Origin of the sequence: Barnesiella sp. CU968 (assembly GCF_905219685.1) — a bacterium.
In the GTDB taxonomy this organism is placed as follows: Bacteria; Bacteroidota; Bacteroidia; order Bacteroidales; family Muribaculaceae; genus Lepagella; species Lepagella muris_A.
The window spans coordinates 1-2,704 of sequence record NZ_CAJMXD010000386.1 but is presented as its reverse complement, the minus strand read 5'-3'; the positions used below and the strand labels follow the sequence as shown (position 1 = coordinate 2,704).

The following is a 2,704-nucleotide window of genomic DNA, read 5'->3' as shown; positions in this document are numbered from 1 at the left end:
CCTCACAAAAATAGCCGCCCAAAATCTGGACGGCTTTCTTTTTATGGCTTACCTGCTATCGCGGACGGTTGTACTTTCAGTACCGGCTGCGGAGATTGTCGGCGCGAATTGCCTGTCGTGCAGGATTATTATGATGAGTGTAAGAAGAGGGATTCTGATTGCTTTTTCGTATGCATATCGCGTGAGGAAGGAGAGGCATCTGTAAAGGCCTACTGGGAAGAAAACGGGTTTACAATGCCTTACTCCGCACAGACTGACCGTAGTGTCTATAACCTTTTTGCCTCATCGGGTATTCCTCGCCGCTATGAAGCAGACGAAAATCTGGTTATAACACACGTTGCCGAGGGCTACTGAAACACTATTGTGGAAGAATTGCAGACTACGAAAAAACACCAAGTGGAAAAATACTAATAAGAACGATAAATGAATACTAATGTGAAACATTTCGGTTACGACCGGAAGTCAGTGAAACCCGGTATATTGCATTTTGGGGTGGGAAATTTTCACCGTGCCCATCAAGAGGCGTATACTGACGCCTTGATGAGTATTGATGCCGGTCAATACGGGTGGGGGATTGCAGGTGCGATGCTGTTGCCCTCCGATGAACGTCTGTACAGGGCTCTCAAGGAGCAGAACGGAGAATACACCCTTACCATTTGCGGACGCGATGGCTATGAGGAGACACGGGTAATCGGTTCGCTTACAGACGTTGTGTGGGCACAGGAGGATCCTGAAAGTATAATCAACCTTGTAGCCGATGGTGATATCAGGATAATATCCATGACAATTACCGAGGGTGGATATAATATCGACAAGGAAAGCGGAGCTTTCATGTCCGGCAGTTCTCAGATCGCTCATGACCTTGTGAATCGTCAGAAGCCGAAAACAGTTTTCGGCTTCATCGCCGAAGGACTTCGCAGACGTCGGGAGAATGGTGCCGGGGGTGTGACGTTGCTCAGTTGCGACAATCTGCAACACAATGGAGACACTGCGCGTAAGGCTTTCATGAGTTTCTTTAAAGCGCAGGACAATGAGCTTGCTGTTTGGGCGGAAGAAAATGTGTCGTTTCCCAACAGCATGGTCGACCGCATCACCCCCGCTACGCTTGCCACAGACATCGAACGGCTGAACAGGCGTAACGGAACGGCAGACAAGGCACCGGTGTATTGCGAGGATTTCATACAATGGGTTATCGAGGACAAGTTTGTTGCCGGTCGTCCGGAATGGGAGAAAGCCGGGGTGGAGTTTACAGATGATGTCACAGCTTATGAGAATATGAAACTCAGTCTGTTGAATGCATCTCACACCCTGCTGTCATATCCGGCGTTTCTTTCCGGCTATCGGAAAGTGGACGAGGCTATGCGTGATTCCAGAATCGTGAAGTTCGTAAAGGATTTTATGGACAAAGATGTCACGCCATATGTTCCGGCACCGGGTTCCGTGAATCTTGAGGAGTACAAGCGTACTCTGATTGAAAGGTTCGGCAACAGCTCGGTCAGTGACCAGATAGCCCGTCTTTGTTTTGACGGAATATCCAAGTTTCCGGTCTATATAGTTCCGAACCTCGGCAAGATGTTTGCCGACGGGAAGGATCTTGTCCGCATGGCATTTCTGACAGCCGTCTATCGTGATTACCTGAAGTATCACAGGGATGACAACGGAAACGTGTTTGAGGTCTCTGAGCCGTGGCTTACGGAGGAAGACAGGCGTAACATAGCTTCTGACACAGAGGAGGATTTTCTCGGTCTATCCGCCTTCAAAGGTGTGGTGCTTAAAGAATCGGAAGTTTTCACAGATCTTTACAAAACATTCTGTGGCAGGCTGAGGAGGGAAGGAACAATGTCAACCCTTGAGTCGATCATTCAATAACCGTCCGGTATGCTCTTAGACCGCTTCCAACAAAATCTGCGACCCCTGCGTTTACATTTTTTGTTGGAAGCGGTCTTAAATTTAATTCGAAATTTTTTATATAGTGCATCTTGTGGCTTCCTTGAGGTCTTTTATTTAACATATGCACCGCCATTTCGGCTTGACCCCTTTTATGGTTGTTTTCAGAGGGAAAGAGAATAATGATGAAAAGAGAATGAGGTCCGGAAGAAATTTCTTCCGGACCTCATCATGTGCGCACGAAGGGACTCGAACCCCCACGTCGTCAGACACTAGATCCTAAGTCTAGCGCGGCTACCAATTACGCCACGTGCGCTAATCTGTTGCAAAGTTACAAACTATTTGTGACTTTTGCAACAGTTGAAGTGAATTTAAGTGAATTAAATTTTGTCACCATTATCCGTCAGATTGTGGCTATCGTGTCCCAGACGAAGGCTCGCAGACCGAGGAGCGGTTTGTTTTCGTCCAGTTCTTTTAGCTTTTTTAGAACGGGGTCAACACGGTCGTCGTCTACAAAGGTGAGGATTGCAGATGCCAACGAGGGCCATGCGTGGGTGCCATAGTGCGGATCGCCGGTGTGGCTTCCGCGTCCCTGCACTTCGCCGAAGGCCGTGAAGCCCCGGCAAGACATGCGGGTCAGCACATCGATTATGTTTTCGTGATGTGCCTGGTCATATGAGATGAATATCGCTTTCATTTTTTTTCTTTTGGGGCCGCCCTATGGGGATATGGGGCGGTATAGGGATGGATGGGGATTTATGGGGATGGGGAGAGAGGGGTGAGATGGGAGAGTAGATGGGGAGGAGAGAGGGAAGAG

2 protein-coding genes, 1 tRNA gene and 1 pseudogene are annotated in these 2,704 nt (G+C 48.5%); 2 read left to right on the top strand and 2 right to left on the bottom strand.

The window, feature by feature from the left end:
* Positions 1-354: pseudogene (locus JX312_RS11890) on the top strand (redoxin domain-containing protein); the annotation flags it as partial.
* A gap of 69 nt (positions 355-423) precedes the next feature.
* On the top strand, positions 424-1,869 hold the full coding sequence (locus JX312_RS11885) for a mannitol dehydrogenase family protein (RefSeq protein WP_239653907.1): 1,446 nt from the start codon (positions 424-426) through the stop codon (positions 1,867-1,869).
* Positions 1,870-2,121: 252 nt separating this feature from the next.
* On the opposite strand, the gene JX312_RS11880 is transcribed toward JX312_RS11885, so the two are convergent.
* Positions 2,122-2,203: transfer RNA gene (locus tag JX312_RS11880), tRNA-Leu, on the bottom strand.
* 87 nt (positions 2,204-2,290) lie between these two features.
* On the bottom strand, positions 2,291-2,584 hold the full coding sequence (locus tag JX312_RS11875; protein WP_123405258.1) for a PG0541 family transporter-associated protein: 294 nt from the start codon (positions 2,582-2,584) through the stop codon (positions 2,291-2,293).
* Positions 2,585-2,704: the final 120 nt, after the last annotated feature.

Bases quoted from the DNA above. Each gene is read 5' to 3' on its own strand.
- JX312_RS11885 (WP_239653907.1), top strand. From the start codon at position 424: ATGAATACTAATGTGAAACATTTCGGTTACGACCGGAAGTCAGTGAAA.
- JX312_RS11875 (WP_123405258.1), bottom strand. From the start codon at position 2,584: ATGAAAGCGATATTCATCTCATATGACCAGGCACATCACGAAAACATA.